Genomic DNA, 17,307 nt, shown 5'->3' with positions numbered 1-17,307 from the left:
GTAGGTCCCACGGGACGCTGCCGCCGTCAAGCCTCCCAAGCTTCCGCGATCACACCATGTCGATCGCAGATGTTTTAGTTACTTTGCATATTGCGGCGGACCACGGTTCGCCAAGCCGGCGCCCGCTTAGGCAATCTCCAACAAAGAGAGGCGCCGGCCACCCTTAGCCCGTCGCTAGGTGTGGGGGCACACCAGCGGCGGGCTATCGGGGTTACTCGCCAAGGAGTGGTTGAGGCCGCCAGCGAGGAATGGCAAGGACTTCGACAGCGTTTGCAATGAGGACTGAGGTCCGAGTGCTTCCCGACCCGAAATCCCCGATCTGATGCTAACGTTAGCAACCGAGTGCCCGAATGCGTCGCGGATCGTGCAGATTAGATCGCGATCACCGGCCGGCAACCTGCGTAGAAGGTCGAGTGTCCTTGCCTTGGCTTGCGCAGAGCTTTTGAAGGTGTCTCCACGGGCATCGTGGTAGACATCACCGCCATGGGACAGGTCGAAGAAGAAGCGAGCCATGGGCCGATTTTAGCAAGCCCCGGTAAAAGGTTCATTATCCGTTTGAGGGAAAAGAGTTCATCCGCTGGTTTGGGAGTGGGACCATCCATAAGGAAGCCCGGCCTGTCGGGCGCGGGGGATATGGGCTAACAGGCCGGACCATGTTCTGCTCGTGGGTGGGCAGGGAGCCGAATGTTACGCTGCTTTGCGTTGACGCGCTTTAACATGTGTTCGTTGCCGGAAAAGGTCTCTCCATGCTCGGCCCGTCAAAGAAGTGGACGAAAGCTACCGGAGCAGCATCGATCGCATCAAGATCGGCAATACGGACGCGAGCGGCCATGGCGGGCACTTCGTCGTCCCGGTTGGCAGGGCTGTTCAACCAGCCGCACTTGCGATGCCTTGGTTCTTCCGTCTGGCCAGCAAAGTCGTGAGCCAGTCCGGATCCATCTCCGGGACGGACGAAAGAAGCAGTTCGGTGTAGGCTGCGTGGGGCGGCGTCAGTATCTCGGTTTTTAAGCCCTGCTCCACTACCTTCCCCTGATGCATGACCACAACCTCGTCGGCGATCGCTCTTACCGTTGCGATATCGTGGGTGATGAAGATGTAGCTGACGCCGAGTTCGCGCTGCAGCCGCATCAGCAGCGTCAACATCTCTTCCTGTACAATCTGATCCAGTGCCGAGGTGACCTCGTCACAGATGATGAGCTCCGGATTTGCAGCCAGTGCGCGGGCTAGGCAGATTCGCTGCTTCTGCCCTCCGGACAATTCTCCGGGCAGCCTGTCGAGGAAACCTTCGTCCATCTCGATCATGTGCATGAGTTCAGCGATCCGCCGGTCGCGCTGCTGGCCTTTTAAACCTAAATAGAATTCGAGCGGACGCGCGATTATCTCCTCGACAGTCTGGCGAGGGTTAAGCGCGCTGTCCGGCGACTGATAGATCATTTGGATGCGCCGCAGCAGGTCTTTCGAGCGTTCCTTCAGGGACAATGGAAGCGGCTTGGCATCAAATGAGATCGACCCGGACATGGCAGGCAGCAAGCCCGTAACAACACGGGCTAGCGTCGATTTCCCGGACCCCGATTCGCCCACCACTGCCACGGTTCGGCCACGCGGAACCTTGATGGACACGTCAACCAGCACCTTAACCCTTCCGGCATAGGCGGCGGTGACATTGTCGATCGACAGGATGTGATCGTGGGTCTGAACCTCCGGCTTGGCGAGCTTGCGCACGGCCCAGAGCGTGCGAGTGTATTCCTGGGCAGGGGCCGTGAGCATCTGCCGCGTGTCGGCTTCTTCGACGGCTTGTCCATGGCGCAGAACCATGATCCGGTCCGCCATCTGCGCCACCACTGCCAGATCGTGCGTCACGTAGATCGCTGCCGTGTTGAAATCTTCAACAATCCTGCGGATCGAGGCCAGGACTTCGACTTGCGTCGTCACATCGAGCGCAGTGGTAGGTTCATCGAACACGATCAGGTCGGGTCGGCAAGCCATAGCCATGGCAGTCATGGCTCGCTGCAACTGGCCACCGGATACCTGATGCGGATACCGGAAGCCTATGCTCTCGGGTTCTGGAAGCCGGAGGCGTCGATAAAGGTCAATAGCATCGGAATTGGCCTTGTCTCGGCTGGCGATCCCGTGCGCAACTGCCGTTTCCACGGTCTGATCGAGGAGCCGGTGAGCCGGGTTGAACCAGGCGGCCGCGCTTTGCGCCACGTAAGCAATGCGGGAGCCCCGCAGCCGCCGCCGGCGAGCTTCGGTTATTGACAAAAGATCGACGCCCTCGAACAGCACCGAGCCCCGGGTAATACGGCATCCCGGCTTGGTATACCCCATTGCCGCAAGGCCGATAGTCGACTTCCCGGCGCCGGATTCACCGATCAGTCCGAGCACTTCTCCGCGTTTAAGCGAGAGATCCACGCCGCGCACGATCGGATGCCAGCGCTCATCGGAAAAGCCTTCAACATGGAGGTCCCGGACCTGGAGAAGATCTGTCCCCTTTTCGCGCGCGATGCCACTGTTATTTTTCATCACGCAGTCCGCTGGTCGAATGCAAAAACCAGTCGACGACGAAATTCACCGCTACCGTGAGAAGGGCAATGGCCCCCGCCGGTAGCAGCGGCGTGACATCGCCATAGGTGATTAGCGTTGCGTTTTCCCGCACCATCGACCCCCAATCAGCCGATGGCGGCTGTATGCCGACGCCCAGGAACGACAGTGCTGCAATGGTCAGAAACACAAAACAAAATCGCAGACCAAATTCCGCGATGAGCGGCGGCAGAATGTTGGGCAGGATTTCCTTGCGCAATATCCATGCGGGGCCTTCGCCGCGCAATTGCGCGACCTCGACAAACTCCATCACCACTACGTTGAGCCCGACGGCTCGCGCCAAGCGGAACACCCGCGTTGAATCGAGCAGCGCTATGATCAAAACGAGGCTAGTGATCGAGGAGCCGAATATCGAGAGCAGCATCAGTGCGAAAATCAGGCTTGGGATCGACATCAACACGTCCACCGCACGTGACAATAGCTGGTCTGGCCAGCCCCGGTACATTGCAGCCAGAAGGCCGAGCGTCACCCCCGCTGCAAAGGATATGATTGTTGTGGCGAAGGCGATGCCGATCGTGTTGCGAGCCCCGTAGGTCAGTCGAGTAAGCATGTCGCGACCGAGCTGGTCAGTCCCGAACATAAACTCGTGACCCCACGGCGCGAATGCCTCGCTAAATACCTGCGTTTCTCGATACGGAGCAATCAGCGGCGCAAATAGGGCGACCAGGACGTAGCAGAGGGTTACAACCATACCGAACCAGGCACTGAGCGGGGCCTTCTTCAGCGCTATACTCATGCGAGACCGGCGCGTGCGCCTCACCCTGGGCGCTCCGGTGGTCTGGATGACGGGCTCTGCGCTTGTCATCGTGGGTGCAAAAGCCTCGGGTTGGTTGCAATCGAAATAATGTCGGCGATCAGGTTGAGCAGAATGTAGGTGGCGGCGAAGACCAGGGCGCAGGCCTGCACGACGGGCACGTCTCTCGATTTCACGGCATCGACCATCAGCTGGCCGACGCCGGGGTAAACGAACACCACCTCGACAACCACGACACCGACGATGAGATAGGCAAGATTGAAGGCGACAACCGTCACGATCGGGGCCCAGGCGTTTGGCAAAGCGTGCCGAAGCACAATCACCATTGGCCTCATTCCCTTCAACCGAGCCATGTCGATATAGGGGCTTGAAAGCATGTTGATGATTGCCGCGCGCGTCATTCGCATCATGTGAGCGACGATGACGAGTGTGAGCGTGATGGACGGCAGAGCTGCACGCCAGACGTGCTCCCAGAACGGCGTCTGGTCGTTGATATTTGCCAGGGTCGGGAACTTCGGTACGACGTTCAAGGTCCAGTTGATTGAAACCGCGAGCCAGACGGGTAAAGACTCTGCGAACTGCGTGCCAGCAAACGTATCGCGCGAGATGATCAGAAAGGCGAGCATGTAGGCGACGAAGAATTCAGGGAACGAAATCGTCGTAAGCGTCACCGTGTTTACAAGCCGATCGAACCAGCTGTTGCGGTACAGGGCGGCAAGAATGCCCAACCCCAATGCCAGCGGCACCGCGACGAGCGCGGTCATTACCGCCAGGAACATGGTATTGTAGAGACGAGGGGCAATGATTTCCGCGACGGTCCGCCGATAGCCGGTTCGACTGGCGAAGGAAGATCCAAAGTCACCCTGCGCCATCTTACCGATCCAGCTGAAATAGCGTTGGATTGGCGGGCGATCGAGGCCGATCTCGTGTTGAAGGGCCGCGACGGTTTCCGGGGTAGCAGATTGACCGAGCGTCGCCTTGGCGAAGTCGCCGGGCAGCATTGCGATCGCCGAAAAGATGATGATCGAAACGACGAACAACGTGATCAGGCCGAAGCCTAACCGTTGCAGAACCGTTTTTGCGACCGGATTCACACGCATGCGTATTCCCTGGGGCGCGCCGTCCGCGGTGCGAGCGGCGCGCTTGGCAAGCACCCCTATGCCTGGGCCGTCCACCAGCGCTCAGCCATCTTCAGTCCGTCATTTTCCCAATTCGGCGCCACATCGCCATGGGCTAGTTTCTTGGATTTGGCGCTGACGAAATTGTTGAACACCAGCACGATACTGCCGCCATCATCATGGGTCAGCTGCTGCATTTCCCCATACATGTCGGCGCGCTTGGCCTCATCCGCCTCGGCTCGGGCTTTGACGAGCAATTCGTTGAAGCGGGGATTCTTCCAGAACGACTCGTTCCAGCTGGATTCGGCTGCGAAGGCTTGTGTGAACATCCAGTCGGCGGTCGCGCGACCGCTCCAATAGGAAGCGCACCACGGCTTCTTGAGCCAGACATTATCCCAATAGGCGTCCTCAGCCTCGCGCACCACATTGACGTCTATGCCACACTGGGCGGCCGTCTCGCGAATGAGCGCAGCCGCGTCTACCGCACCCGCGAAGGCGGCATCTGCCACGGAGAGGTCGACCTTCAGCTTTTCCATCCCCGCCTTCTTCAGATAATGGCGCGCCTTTTCGGGGTCGAAACTGTGTTGCGGCTGCGGGTTTTTGTAGAACTTGATCGCCGGCGCGATTGGATCGTCATTGGCAACAGTAGCATGGCCGAGGAAAATCTTGTCGGCGATCTCCTGACGGTTGATCGCCCATTTCATTGCCATGCGCACATCCGGATTGTCGAAAGGCGGCATGGTGACGTTCATCGGCAAAGTATAATGGCCGTAGCCGGTGATCTCGATGATCTCGATTTTTGGATTGCGCTTCAACATGCCGAGGGTCTTCAGATCGGCGCGTCCAATATAGTCCACTTCTCCGGTCGAGAGCGCAGCCATGCGTGCGGCCAAATCGGTAATCGCGATGAATTCCACCTCATCCAGGTAAGGCTTGCCGTTCTTGAAATAGTTGGGGTTGCGCTTGAGCTTGGCCGAAACTCCCGGCTGGAAATTCTCAAGCACAAATGCGCCGGTTCGAGCTCCTGATGCCCAATCGGCTTTTCCCTCCACGCTCGGCATGATGACGAAATGATAGTCGCTCACGATGTAGGGGAAATCGGCATTGCCGCTGTTAAGCGTAAAGACGACCGTTTCGGGACCGTCGGCCTTAATATCGGAAACAGGTTCAAGCAGAGACTTCGCTGCCGACTTGGTGTCGGCACCCATGTGATACCGCATCGAGGTCACGACATCGTCCGCCGTCACGGTCTTGCCGTTGTGGAAGGTGGCGCCCTTGCGCAGCTTGAAAACCCATGTCTTGGCGCCATTGGAAGATTCGAAGCTTTCGGCCAGGTCCGGCTGTATGCCACCCTTGGCGTCGACCTCCGTGAGGCTGTTGGACATGGCCCCCGAGAAAGCTGTTTGCGTGAACGTATCGGGATAGCCGGCCGGATCAATTGAATCCGTGGTCGCTCCGTGCGCCATGCCGAGCTTGGCGAAGCCGCCTTGCTGCGGTTGTGCCCGGGCCGTGGTGACGAAAATCTGATCGGCGGCAGCGACGGTCAGGCCCGCCGCCACCCCTAGATGAATGAAGTCGCGGCGGGAAACCTTGCCACGCCCGACCAGACTTTGCGCGATGCGAAGCTTGTACTCAGATTCTGACATTTTCGTTCTCCCATTGGCGGATTTTTCCGCGCTTTTTTAAACCCTCGTCGTGCAGTCGATCCGTCAGCTCTTCTTCCCTTGCTTTTCACCTCTTCGAACTGCTGATCGTATGGCCTTCATGCCGTCACATAGATGTTGCCGTCCTCGACCATGACGGGGAATGTCCGCGCGCGGACCGTTGGGTCGACAAGTGCCGAACCCGTCTTGATGTCGAACTCCCAGCCATGCCAGGCGCAGCGCACGATCTCGTTTTCTCGATGATAGATGAACCGCGCCTCCTCCACCGGCGCGGTTGTCCCGCATTGCGGCCCCTCGCAGAGCGGCGCACCGCGATGCGGACAGATGTTGAGCAGCGCATGGAAGGTTTCTCCGACGCGGAACACACCCACCGAAAGGCTGCGGACCTTGGCAATGAAGGGTGTCCCGGCTTTGATCTCGTCGACGCGGCAGATGTAGGTTTTCTCGGCCATATTCTGCTCCGTCAGGCAGCATTCGCGGTCAGGATGGCAGGAATGCGCTTGTAGACGTCGAGCGCATTCTGGCCCATCACCTTCGTCCTCCAGGAAGACGGGATGTGCAGCGTGTTGGCGTCGTCATAATCCCAATGCGGATAGTCTGACGCAAACATCAGTGTGTTCTCGCCGTCCATCGCTTCCAGAATGGACCAGAGATGCTGGACGTTGGGGGGCTGCTCCAGCGGCTGCGTGGAGAAGCGTATGTTGCGCCGGCAGTACTCCGAGGGCAGCATCTTCAGCCACGGCGTTTCCTTTCGCAGCGCCTTGTAATCGGCGTCGAGGCGCCACAGCACTGTCGGCACCCAGGCGACACCGCATTCGATCACCACGAAATAAAGTTCCGGCCATTTCTCGAAGACACCGTGAGCAATCATGCTGGCGACGTGGCTAATCGCCGACATGTGCAGGATCGCGTGCGTTTCCCAAAAAAACGTTGTGGGGGCAGGCGCGACGGCGTTCCAATTAACGCCGCCATGCCCACCGAGGTGAATGGCGAACGGCAATCCCATTTCCGCACACGCTTCGTAGATCGGGTGATAGAAGGGGTCGCCGTACGGCTTCACAGAGCCTTGGGAGGCTAGAACCTGGACCATGCGAGGATGGCTGCCTAGGCGACGGATCTCCGCGGCCGCTAGCTTGGGATCCTGAGGCGCAATGATGATCGAACCCATGAAGCGGTTGTCCTTCGGCAACCACTCCGCGATTTGATAATCATTGTAGGCACTGACCAGCGCACTAGCATAGTAGGGATTTGCCAGCGTTGAGGCTTCAATGGGCTCGTCCCCGGTCAGGATCGCCGCCCCGATATTGTATTTGTCGAGATGTTTTTCCTTCATGATCCGGTAGTTGTCGGCTTCGCTCTCGGGCCGCACATCCTTCCGGGAGAAATCCTGCGGATGAAACCAGGGGCGATGGCCGTGTGGGAAGGATCCTCTGGGGCCGGTCTTCTCGCCCTCAATGAACATGTCCTTCCAGATGCCCGAAAGATAGGGCTCCAATACCGTGGCGCTGGACCAGTAGTTGTGACAATCGCAGTCGACGATAAACACTTTAGCTTTCGCTCCCTCTCCAGACGGCGGCTTTACCTGCCGATTAGTTCCTACAGCTTCCGCCTTGACAATTGTCAGATCAAGCCAATGATCCCTGGGTAATGATCGAGTTTTTCGATTGGGGGCGACGCGTGCAGCTGGACCACATAGAGACGTTCCTCGACATTATCGAATCGCGGAACTTCAACCGGACCGCCGACCGGCTGAACATTACTCAGTCGACGGTCAGCACTCGGATCAAAAGCCTCGAAAGCGCGGTAGGGTCGGAGCTTTTCCATCGTGGTCGCGCCGGCGCTGAGCCGACTGCGGCGGGGCGACGTTTCGAAGCCTACGCGCGGGCGATGCTTTCGACCTGGTCGCAGGCGCGCCATGATGTGCGCGCATTCAACCGGTTCGAGGGAACCCTGCGCGTGGCCGCACAGGTTGGCATGACGCGCTCAGTGCTGCCTGGGTGGGTGGAGGCGCTCTGTCAGGCGCTTCCCAAAGCCTCGATCCATGTGGAATCCGACTATTCCAATCAGATGGTGACGGATCTCAGCATGGGCAATCTCGACATAGCGGTGCTGTATGCGCCGCGGTATCTTCCCGAAATTGCCTACGAGCACCTCATGGTCGAGGAATATGTGATGGTTTCGACGTTTGCGAGAACGATGTCGGAGGTCAATCCTGACAGCTACATTCGGCCGGGCTATACCGTCGTACTCGAAAAATCCCATTCGGAACTTATTCCCTCCCTCGCAATTTCGCGCCTTTCCATGGGATCCGAGAGCCTGGCGGAAGCGATGCTGCGGCGAACTGGGGGGAGTTGTTACATGCGCAACGACGATGCCCGCAGGTTTACGGCCGAGTGCCCGTCATTCCTGGTCGAGGGCGCACCGACGCTCTACCAGCCCGTCCATACGGCCATGCTTGCCCGGCGCAAGCATGAGCCGATCATCCGCAAAGGGCTTCGTGCGCTGCAGCTGGCGGTGATGTCCCTCGAGACGTAGATCGAAATTCCCGATTAAAAAGCAGGGCTCGAACCACTGTTCCGGAAAGCGTCCGGCTGCCATGTTTGCGCGTCATTGAGAGCCAAACATGAACGCACACACTTCGTTTCCGGCTTCCGATTTTTTCGCGACGATGCGGCAGCGGCAATGGGCCGACGCATCGCTACAGGCAATGCTCTGCCGTGCGGTCATCGACGAGACGCACGACGTGAAGACCTTTGTGTTCTCGGCTGCCTCAGACCGCATGTTCTGCTTCAATGCGGGGCAATACGTGGTCCTTCACCCCACGATCGATGGCGCTGCGGTGGCCCGCTCCTATTCCGTTTCGTCGCCACCTACACGACCGCTCGACTTGCACGTCACGGTCAAGCGGACACCGGGCGGGCTCGTTTCTAATTGGCTACACGAGAATCTGCGCTTTGGCGACGAAATCAACATTGAAGGCCCGCGGGGCTCGTTCAAACTCGACGGTTTGCCCGGCGAAAAGCCTCTCTTTCTTGCAGGCGGCAGCGGGATCACGCCTCTAATATCGATGCTGCGAACCTTGACAGACAGAGCATCCGATCTGGACCTGCGTCTCATCTACAGCGCACGGTCGCCGCGCGATATCATCTTCAGGTCGGAACTCGATGCGCTCGCTGCCCGATTCCCCAACATGGCTGTGACATACGTCTGTTCCAAGGCAGATCCCTCGTGGGCAGGACCGACTGGCCGCATAGACGGCCCCATGCTCCTGCGCCTCGTACCCGATCTTGGTGATCGCACAGTCTACGCCTGCGGCCCCGAACAGTACATGACGGCGCTGCGGGACGGTCTTGGCCAGGCAGGCGTTGACCCCCGGGGTTATCATGAGGAGAGCTTCGGAGCGGGTCTGGGCGGTGCTGCTCGGGATGTGGCCTCTGCCGTTTCGTCCTCGGTCCATTTCGCCCGTTCCGGATTGGAGCATCGCTGCGCGGCCGGAGAGACCCTGCTGGACGCGGCGCGCAACTGTGGTGTCTATGTCCCCACCGGTTGCCAGCAGGGAGTTTGCGGTGCGTGCCGGATAGCCAAGCTCTCTGGAGCAGTCGCAATGCATGATCTCGGCGGACTCACGCCCGAAGAAAAGTCAGCGGGCTTTGTCCTGGCTTGTTGCAGCCGCGCGCAAGGCACCGTTTCACTCGATCTTTGACCTCGGTTGAGGATCTGAACGGATGATTTCCTAATTGCGGCAAGCTGGTCACGCCTGCGATTTCAACTGAATTCCACGCCTGAGTTCCTCGAAAGGCAGATTCAAAGCGGTGTGGCCATGTGCCTCCGAGGACGGCCTTTGAGTGCCTGAGGCAGCACAAAATTTAAGCTGGACTACATTGAGGGATTCGACGGGGCGATGTCTGCTGCCAGGGAGTGGCGAAGCCGAACTTACGGCCGCTTTGGGGCGCAAAGCGGCCGATTCGCGTGACCGGTTCTAGCGTGCCGCGAGACGTTTCCTGATCGGTCACGTGGACGATGCCGAGGGGCTTTTAACCTGTGTCCAGATGGGAACAATCGAGTTCCATGGATGGGGAGCACGCATCGAAGACGTCGAGAAGGCCGACCGCCTTGTATTCGACCTCGACCCCGACAAGGGACTGGATTCGAGGCGGTCCGGGCTGCCGCATTCCAGTTCCGGGATATACTGAAATCCATTGGGTTGACCACCTTCCCGATGCTGATGGGCGGCAAGGGCGTGCATGTGATCGCGCCGCTCACGCCCCGGGCTGAATGGACTGAAGCAAAGGCCTTTGCCTCCCGGCTTGCTCAGGCGGTCGCGCAGAACGACCCGGCCCACTTCACGGCCGTGTTGTCGAAGGCCAAACGCAAGGGACGGATCTTCGTCGACTATCTGCGCAACCAGCGCGGCGCAACGGCAATCAGGCCTTTTAGCGCCAGGTCGCGGCCGGGTGCCCCGGTCGCAGCACCCGTCACCTGGGCGGAGATGAAGACAATCGATGCGCCCTCTCATTTCCATGTCGGCGATGCGCCCGAGTTGAAGAAGCGCGCCGCATCGAAGGCCCTCGCAGGCTGGGGCCGGGCCTATCAGTTCCTGCCGGACCTATGAAGCCATGAGGATCGCGACCTACCAGGTCAACGGCGTCAACCTGGCTGGAACAGGCAGCAATGGACATTGCCTGCCTCCAGGAACTCAAGGCGCCGCAGGACAAGTTACCGGAAGGGCCGATCCGCGACCTCGGCTATAACGTGATCTGGCATGGTCAGAAAAGCTGGAACGGCGTCGCGATCCTGAGCCGCGTCGGCAAAATCCACGAAACGCGGCGCGGCCTTCCCGGCGACCCCGACGGAACTCAACTGATCCAGTTCGCCGTCGCGCACGCCCAACGGCAAAGGCGCGTCTCTGGTTGATGTTGGCGACGTACGTGAGCCCTGAGCCCGCGTTGCGATTTGGATGATGCCGCCTCATCGATCTGCGCTGGGGAGCCAACGCAAACCGCGAGAGGAGGGAGCTCTATGCAATGACTGGGAAAATCACGCTGATTGTCGTGCCCGTAGCGGAGCTCTCTTGCTCGACCTTGCCACCTATCTGCCGGGCGAGCGCCTGGATCAATTTCTGTCCCGACCCGCCAGGTCGGGGATTCTGGATGCCTCGACCATTATCGGCAACAGTCAGGCGTGCCTCGCCGTAGCCTATTCCGGACTCAAGCTTGACAACGATTCGCCCGCCCTCCGCCCCGAACGCATGCTTGACTGAGTTCATTGCGGCTTCATTCAAGATAAGACCGAGCGGCACCGCGCGTTCAATCGAGAGCTCGACCTCGTCCGCCGCGATCTCAATCGTTGCAATTTCCACCTGCGCCTGAAGCGAAGCGCACAGCGCCCTCAGATAGCCGGCGACGTCCACCGTTCGGAGGTCCTGACCCGGTGCCAGTTGGTCATGAGCAAGCGAAATGGCATTAACTCGGTTAGCCACGTGTTCCAAGGCCCGGTGCACTTCCGACCTGTCAAGGCGCCGCTTCTGGATGGCTATTGAGGCCAGGATGAGCTGAAAGTTGTTCTTTACGCGGTGCTGCATCTCCCGCAGCAGCACCTCCTGTTGTTGCGCCTGTACTAGAGCAGCGGTGGCTTCCACGTTGCTTCGCTCCAAATTGGGCCGCCGCATCGCTGAAGCAATGAGGGCGGCGGCAGCCGTCATGAAGTCGACGGTATCTTCGCTGAAGTCGCGGGTGACCGAGGAATCCACCTCCAGCACGCCCCAAGCCGCGCCCTTGATGAGGATCGGCACGTTTGCCAGCGACTTGATGCCGTGCTCTTTCAGCACATCGGAAAAGACGTATTCGCCATCCTGCTCGGCCGCCGCGCCATCGACAATCACCAAAGGCTCGGCTGTTTGATAAGTTCGGCCAGGCGGCGATCGCAGATCCGCCGGAAAAACAGCGTTCCGCAAAGTACCTTCCTTCCACCCGAAGCCGGCCTCCATGAACAGGTCCGCGGTGCGCGGGCGGTAGCGAAGGACCTTTGTATGGTCTATCTCAACGGCCCGGGCTACCTGCACACAAGCCTGATCGAGAAAGCGGCTGAGCGGAGTTTCCTCGCCCGCTAAGCGGCCAAGGTCCACGAGAATGCGGACATGTCGGCGCAACTTGGCTAGGTCGGTGCTGGAGTCCAATGATGAGGTCCTCTCGCAGGGTTAAATACCAACGTGTGAGCCTGCGAATTGCTCCCATCTCGCAGCCGGGGGAGCGAAGCCGGGGAAGCAGACAGGCACAATCCGTCCCCTCCGCATTGCCGATAACCTTAGCCGCTCAACCAAACGGCGCATCTACAAGGCGTCTTGAACAGCAAATCCGCTGAACTAAACCGCTTGCCGGCCCGTTGGGAGCTAGGCGTTTAGGGTTAGGCAGGGTCCTGCCGCCGCGCAGCGGGCCAGATAGATATCCGCTTTGTTGCCAGTGGCTGCCACGAACTCAAAGCCGGTGGCAGCTAATGAGCGCACACAAGGGACTCTGGCGGTTCTCATCGGCAGCCCCCTGCGGACACAAGCTCCAAAGCGAAGCCAAGGGCGTGGAACAAATTTCAGCGCGGCGATTGGCGTGCCGCGAGACGACATCAGCATCGTGGCCAATAATTCCGACAATTGGTATCGGCAGGACGAGACTTCAGAAGCCGGCGAAGATGCCGCCGCCGGGGCGGGCCTGGGAGCGGTCGTCGGCGGCGCGGGCGGCCTGCTCACGGGGCTCGGGATCATGGCGATCCCCGGTGTCGGGCCGGTCGTGGCGGCAGGCTGGCTCGCTGCTACGGCCGTCGGCGCGGTTGGCGGCGCTGTGGTTGGTGGAGCCGCAGGCGGCATCGTCGGGGCGCTGACGGAATCCGGTGTTTCGGAACGTGATGCCCATGTCTATGCCGAAGGGGTGCGCCGCGGAGGCAGTCTGGTGACTGCCAGAGTGGACGATCGGCTGACCGGCGAGGCCGAGCGCATCCTGCGAGGAGAGCGTTCCGTCAATCTTGACGAACGGCGCAGCGCTTACGAGTCCGCCGGATGGACAGGATTCGACCCTACCGCAGAGCCCTTTGATGACATCCAAGCGGAACGCGATCGCGTTCGCCGAACGACACCGCTGTAATCGATGAGGCCCCGTGGAACTCTCCACGGGGCTTTTTCTTCTCGGGCAGGATCGGGTCGTCACCGCTCGCGCAAGTCTCGAAGAGAACGTTCGGCTTCTTCCTTGAACTCGCTCCCAGAGAGAAGTTTTTCGACCTGCCAATTCGGCGGAACCGACGAACGAGATTGCCGTTCTCTCATCCCAATCAGGAGCGCTCAATGTTCAATCTATGGGTCGATCTCTCACTTTCGATACTGGAGGCGCAGCAAGTGATCTGGCTTAGAGGTATGCGAATTGCTAGTGGCGGCAAAGCGGCTGAACGCGAAGCTAAGTTGATGATCAGTGAAAAAATCGAGGCTGCCGGCCGCTCAATTATGATGCTCGCTGTGGGCGCACCAGCAGACAAGTTTGTAAGTTACTATGGCGGGAAGATTAGGTCGAATAGAAAGCGACTATTGCGGTCGCCTGCTTGACCTAGCAGCTTGCGATCCGCCACAATGCAGTCGGCCAGTTTGCTATCGGACGAGCGGCTTGTTCAGCCAACGCGGCGTAGGTTCTTGCGCGACTAGCCCCCCAAGGTACCAATAAGGTCAAACTCGTTCACCATCGCTCTCTGGAACAGATAGACCAAAGTTCACGGCGACGTTCTGCGCATCGTCCGAGTCGAGTTGATGCCCGTCCTGCTTGCAGCGTGGTGCAGAACGCGAGTGAGCATGTCGAGGTGGGAGGGTTCTAGGACTTGGCTGTGCATCTCAGCGCCTCGTGTTTGGGCGAGGGAGATGTCCGCGGCCAGCGTTCGTGCGCCATGACAAAACCGGACGGCGTACAACCTTAAATTAGGCCCTTCGGGTGCGGTCGGCACATTTGAGGTTGCGCACAAGCGACGGCCTTTTAGAGCGGGTGCCGGAACATCTATCCGCTGAAAAGTTGGCCTGCGATTTGTTGCTCGATGTCACGTGAGCTCCGTAAACGCAAGCCATATGTAGGCCAGTGTAAGCTGAAGCAGCGCCCGAACCTAACAAACCATAACCTATCCACCCCATCTTCGGCGAGCCGCCGTCACTCGGCGAGGGTAGGCCCGGCCGCACCTCGCCTCCCGGCGGCAGACCCGGGCCGACTCATTCCGTTGGCGTATACAAGGTCAGCGAGGCGAGAAAGGAAATTAAGTAGTCCCGTCTCAGGATCTAGATCGTCGCCCGTCACCGCCGTAATGCCCCAACGTGCCAGCACAGCTTCCTCGACAGGATCACGATGTGCCATGAAGATAAACGAGGGGGGCCGATCCGCCTCATAGCCCGACCGGCTCCAAGTCTGCCAGAGCCGATGCAGAAGCAGCCGGATGTTCAGGTCGGAAAGGCTGTAGCCAATAAACAGAACCGTACTGCCCAATGCGTCCGAACGGAACCTCACGTCGAGCGGCGAGTCGAACGACAGTCGATCAAGATAATCGGTTTCCGTGAGGACTAAGGAGGAATCGTCATCGAAGTCGCCATGGAACTTCACGATGTAGGGGACGTCCCTGCGAGCCTTCGAGACATCCCTCGCATTGGCCACCTTCACGTATTCGATGCCATGTATTTCAAAGGCGACTTCAAGGTTTCGATCATAGTTCGTCGTATAGATCACCGGGAAGTTCAGCGCGACGATGAGACGGTGCAATTCGGACTGTTCGATCTTATCGCGGCTGACGGTCCAGTGCCGGTCCATCCAACTGCGCAGCGGTCCGATGCTGCCATGCTCGATGCGGTAATACTCGGCCAGAGTCTGGAAGCGGCCGCGTTGCCTGCCAAGGTCCACTTCCAAGCCGAGTTCATCCGCCATTCGCTCGATCAGCTTCTCCCAGGACGGCAGGCCGACGCTCATCGAGACGCCTGCCCCAACAAACAGCACCGCGTCGCGTTCTCGAATAGATTTCGCGAGCGGAACAAGAGGATCGCTGGTCATTGCCGATCCAAGAGAGGATGATTGCCCGCCACTGGATCGGCAGTCGTCTCAACGGCAGCATCGACACCTTGTACGCCAACGCGCCAATCACGTCCTGCCCAGCTGTTGCTCTTCCCGGATCGACGCAATTTTACCTACCAAGCGGCTTATGCGAGAGCTCCCTCAACTCCCGCTCGTCTGACATGCCGGTCATGTAATTGGCGACCAGTCGCAATGAGCGCGCCTCTCTCTGGGCTTCGCTTTCATTGGCCGTTGCGCCAGCTTCCAGCACTCCTCAAAAACCTCACCTTATCCGGCGTGAATGTGCCCTTCGAACTCTTGTGATTGGCATCGTCTTCTCCATAGGCGAGCTGATCTGCATCGCTTGCCGAAATGCGATTGGGATCCCGGACGTCGCTTTCAGCGCTGTCACTTGCGAAACTGAAAATAGTCATACGGCCGCGCACGACGTGCTCGCATCAGCTTGTGGGTCCAGCCTGCTTGCCGACAGGGTTGCCCAAGGAATGAAAATTGGCCTGGTCCGCCGTCGGGCTTAGGCCGCGAACTTCCGGTCGTTTGCTGTAGACACATGATTGGCCGCTCTCCGCCTGGACGCTACCGAACTACGCCCGAAAGACATTGTTCCCAACGGCGATGTTCCCAGCGGTGGTCTATTAGATCTCCAAGGTTCCCCCGCGATCGGGATGGTCGAGGCGGCCAACGCCTTCCTTGACCTTGTGGTGGACGGATAAACGCGCAGGTTCAGGCTTCTGCAGGCCGAACCGACAATCAGCATTGCATAGACGCTGTTGCAGGCGACGCTTGGCCGCTTCGCGCGCGCTTGCCCGTTTCGGATGCGGCAGCACAGCGCAATGCTCACAGCGATACCATGGTTATCGTCGAGCATGGCCGTCGCTTGCTTCAGCGACTGGTCAGCTCGCTTTGCGTGCTGCCGAGCAGCCGCCATTTCGAGAACTAAAGGATCAAATCTGTACCTCGAGAGGACTGCCAAGGACTTTTACGAGCCGTTAGGGCTCGCGCACGAATTTTCACCTAGTGGAAGCATTTCAAGACAACTGAACCCCGGTTGATGCGTTTCGCCATGCCTACACCTCCGGCATGACGTACGGAACATTCGGCATACTCGGCGAGTGGGCCGTTGAGAAGGCATCCCGCAACGAGAAAGATGATGCCCCCGACCTTATGGACAAGTATAACAATGCTTTGGGAGTCCAATTATTTAAAGAATTCGAGGAACGTAACGGTAGAGCTTCCACCGAGGACGAATTTGCTGACGTCGTGATCGAAGCAGTTTTAGAGGACCGGTTGGAAATACAGCTCGACAATGGGCGTGCAGGTTGGCGAGAGCGAATTAGTCGTGCGTACGAGGATAGGAGGCAGGAAAGGATAGATAGAGTTTGGCAAGAACGCCGAGAAAGGGCCGAGTGCACAAATCGCGGAGAGGCCTACGCTCCGAGGGAATTGGAGCGCTATAGGCAGAGCGAGCCAAACAGGGGATATGACAGAATCGAAACACGCCCTGGACGTGGCGAAAGCGCACGTGTTGTTGCGTAGAGAAACACTCGACCTTACGGCGTAATTACTGATTGGATTATTTCATAAAAAGTAAAGCCCGAAGATTTCCGTCGTGGCTTCCCGCAGGGCGTATTTGTGTTGATACTTTCGGTTGTTGCTGCCTCCTCTGCTGCTCAGGTTGTGCCGCGGCCAAAGTTTCAAAAGCTCACGTAAGGAACCGCTGCGGCGGACCGGTTCATAAAATGAGCACTGTCATAGCTGCCGAACTAGGCCGTACTGATGAACGACCGCTCTTGAGATGACCAAATGCTCATTGGAACGTCTGAGATTAGGGCGCAAAGCGGCCGCTTCACGTGGCCGGTTCGAGCATGCCGCAAAACTTTCTCTATGAGGGCACAATCACCGAGTGCAGCACAGTTTTAGCAGCCCGCCTCACCAGCTTCATGTGTATCAAAGATCACTCGCGCGTCTCGAAACGCAAAAAACCGCCTCGGTCAGACCGAGGCGGTTATTGATTTATGAGAAAATTGGTTGCGGGGACAGGATTTGAACCTGTGACCTTCAGGTTATGAGCCTGACGAGCTACCGGGCTGCTCCACCCC

General features: G+C 58.9%; 12 protein-coding genes and 3 pseudogenes. 6 read left to right on the top strand and 9 right to left on the bottom strand.

The annotated features are described in order from the left end of the window. Nucleotides 1-174: 174 nt before the first annotated feature. The 7 genes from LB552_RS29945 to LB552_RS28330 form a co-directional block, all read right to left on the bottom strand. Nucleotides 175-513 (bottom strand): DUF6894 family protein, encoded by a 339-nt coding sequence (locus LB552_RS29945; protein ID WP_411966410.1) that lies wholly within the window; start codon nt 511-513, stop codon nt 175-177. Nucleotides 514-867: 354 nt separating this feature from the next. Continuing rightward, entirely contained in the window at nt 868-2,523 is a 1,656-nt protein-coding gene (locus tag LB552_RS28355) for an ABC transporter ATP-binding protein (RefSeq protein WP_224611433.1), read from the bottom strand. After that, on the bottom strand, nt 2,513-3,337 hold the full coding sequence (locus LB552_RS28350) for an ABC transporter permease (protein ID WP_224611432.1): 825 nt from the start codon (nt 3,335-3,337) through the stop codon (nt 2,513-2,515). Before LB552_RS28350 ends, LB552_RS28355 begins: the two co-directional genes overlap by 11 nt. 65 nt (nt 3,338-3,402) lie before the next feature. Then, nucleotides 3,403-4,455: an ABC transporter permease gene (locus LB552_RS28345; RefSeq protein ID WP_263481823.1), complete on the bottom strand. Its 1,053-nt coding sequence runs from the start codon at nt 4,453-4,455 to the stop codon at nt 3,403-3,405. 56 nt (nt 4,456-4,511) lie between these two features. After that, on the bottom strand, nt 4,512-6,032 hold the full coding sequence (locus LB552_RS28340) for an ABC transporter substrate-binding protein (RefSeq protein WP_224611430.1): 1,521 nt from the start codon (nt 6,030-6,032) through the stop codon (nt 4,512-4,514). A 203-nt stretch (nt 6,033-6,235) separates the two neighbouring features. After that, nucleotides 6,236-6,589 (bottom strand): Rieske (2Fe-2S) protein, encoded by a 354-nt coding sequence (locus LB552_RS28335; RefSeq protein ID WP_095769888.1) that lies wholly within the window; start codon nt 6,587-6,589, stop codon nt 6,236-6,238. 11 nt (nt 6,590-6,600) lie between these two features. Then, nucleotides 6,601-7,683, bottom strand: a complete 1,083-nt coding sequence (locus LB552_RS28330) for an amidohydrolase family protein (protein ID WP_224611428.1) — start codon at nt 7,681-7,683, stop codon at nt 6,601-6,603. Between the two features lie 101 nt (nt 7,684-7,784). On the opposite strand from LB552_RS28330, the gene LB552_RS28325 reads away from it, so the two are divergent. The 4 genes and pseudogenes from LB552_RS28325 to LB552_RS28310 all read left to right on the top strand — a co-directional run. Beyond that, nucleotides 7,785-8,672: a LysR family transcriptional regulator gene (locus LB552_RS28325; RefSeq protein WP_224611426.1), complete on the top strand. Its 888-nt coding sequence runs from the start codon at nt 7,785-7,787 to the stop codon at nt 8,670-8,672. Nucleotides 8,673-8,760: 88 nt separating this feature from the next. Next, nucleotides 8,761-9,840 (top strand): hybrid-cluster NAD(P)-dependent oxidoreductase, encoded by a 1,080-nt coding sequence (locus LB552_RS28320; protein WP_224611425.1) that lies wholly within the window; start codon nt 8,761-8,763, stop codon nt 9,838-9,840. Between the two features lie 346 nt (nt 9,841-10,186). After that, nucleotides 10,187-10,749: pseudogene (locus LB552_RS28315) on the top strand (DNA primase small subunit domain-containing protein). A gap of 4 nt (nt 10,750-10,753) precedes the next feature. Beyond that, a pseudogene (locus LB552_RS28310) lies at nt 10,754-10,994 on the top strand (endonuclease/exonuclease/phosphatase family protein); the annotation flags it as partial. 160 nt (nt 10,995-11,154) lie between these two features. Here the strand turns inward: LB552_RS28310 and LB552_RS28305 are convergent. Next, on the bottom strand, nt 11,155-12,312 hold the full coding sequence (locus tag LB552_RS28305; protein ID WP_224611423.1) for a sensor histidine kinase: 1,158 nt from the start codon (nt 12,310-12,312) through the stop codon (nt 11,155-11,157). Between the two features lie 415 nt (nt 12,313-12,727). On the opposite strand from LB552_RS28305, the pseudogene LB552_RS28300 reads away from it, so the two are divergent. Together LB552_RS28300 and LB552_RS28295 are read left to right on the top strand one after the other, a co-directional pair. Continuing rightward, nucleotides 12,728-13,267 (top strand): annotated as a pseudogene (locus LB552_RS28300) (hypothetical protein); the annotation flags it as partial. Between the two features lie 197 nt (nt 13,268-13,464). Beyond that, nucleotides 13,465-13,719 (top strand): hypothetical protein, encoded by a 255-nt coding sequence (locus tag LB552_RS28295; protein WP_224611422.1) that lies wholly within the window; start codon nt 13,465-13,467, stop codon nt 13,717-13,719. Between the two features lie 586 nt (nt 13,720-14,305). Here LB552_RS28295 and LB552_RS28290 read toward each other — a convergent pair. Beyond that, nucleotides 14,306-15,190 (bottom strand): SIR2 family NAD-dependent protein deacylase, encoded by an 885-nt coding sequence (locus tag LB552_RS28290; protein ID WP_224611421.1) that lies wholly within the window; start codon nt 15,188-15,190, stop codon nt 14,306-14,308. Nucleotides 15,191-17,307 lie beyond the last annotated feature (2,117 nt).

This window comes from Mesorhizobium sp. CA7, from assembly GCF_020165015.1.
Classification (GTDB): domain Bacteria; phylum Pseudomonadota; class Alphaproteobacteria; order Rhizobiales; family Rhizobiaceae; genus Mesorhizobium.
This window is presented reverse-complemented; position numbering and strand designations above follow the sequence as displayed.

What these genes read in the sequence shown, in the direction of transcription:
- LB552_RS29945 (WP_411966410.1), bottom strand. Translation starts at nt 513, where the DNA reads ATGGCTCGCTTCTTCTTCGACCTGTCCCATGGCGGTGATGTCTACCAC.
- LB552_RS28355 (WP_224611433.1), bottom strand. Translation starts at nt 2,523, where the DNA reads ATGAAAAATAACAGTGGCATCGCGCGCGAAAAGGGGACAGATCTTCTC.
- LB552_RS28350 (WP_224611432.1), bottom strand. Translation starts at nt 3,337, where the DNA reads ATGAGTATAGCGCTGAAGAAGGCCCCGCTCAGTGCCTGGTTCGGTATG.
- LB552_RS28345 (WP_263481823.1), bottom strand. Translation starts at nt 4,455, where the DNA reads ATGCGTGTGAATCCGGTCGCAAAAACGGTTCTGCAACGGTTAGGCTTC.
- LB552_RS28335 (WP_095769888.1), bottom strand. Translation starts at nt 6,589, where the DNA reads ATGGCCGAGAAAACCTACATCTGCCGCGTCGACGAGATCAAAGCCGGG.
- LB552_RS28325 (WP_224611426.1), top strand. Translation starts at nt 7,785, where the DNA reads ATGATCGAGTTTTTCGATTGGGGGCGACGCGTGCAGCTGGACCACATA.
- LB552_RS28320 (WP_224611425.1), top strand. Translation starts at nt 8,761, where the DNA reads ATGAACGCACACACTTCGTTTCCGGCTTCCGATTTTTTCGCGACGATG.
- LB552_RS28295 (WP_224611422.1), top strand. Translation starts at nt 13,465, where the DNA reads ATGTTCAATCTATGGGTCGATCTCTCACTTTCGATACTGGAGGCGCAG.
- LB552_RS28290 (WP_224611421.1), bottom strand. Translation starts at nt 15,190, where the DNA reads ATGACCAGCGATCCTCTTGTTCCGCTCGCGAAATCTATTCGAGAACGC.